Here is a 204-nt window from a genome sequence, read left to right on the forward strand (position 1 = left end):
CAGGGCGTTAGTTTTATGGAGGAAATATTGTGGAAATCTGGAAGTTATTGTTCTTTATACCTGCGTGTTTTGCGCTCAATATGACTCCTGGTCCAAACAATCTATTGTCCATGAATAATGCTCGTTGTTACGGTTTCAAGTCCGCTTTTATTGCTGGGCTTGGTCGTATTGCTGCATTCGCTGTAATGATTGCCTTGGCTGCTT

Annotated in this window: 1 pseudogene; it reads left to right on the forward strand. The window is 42.2% G+C overall.

Features of this window, described 5'->3' with window-relative positions:
• Window positions 1–29: 29 nt before the first annotated feature.
• A pseudogene (locus VJL_RS28745) lies at window positions 30–204 on the forward strand (LysE family translocator); the annotation flags it as partial.

Origin of the sequence: Vibrio jasicida CAIM 1864 = LMG 25398, assembly GCF_000400365.1 — a bacterium.
GTDB classification, from domain to species: Bacteria; Pseudomonadota; Gammaproteobacteria; order Enterobacterales; family Vibrionaceae; genus Vibrio; species Vibrio jasicida.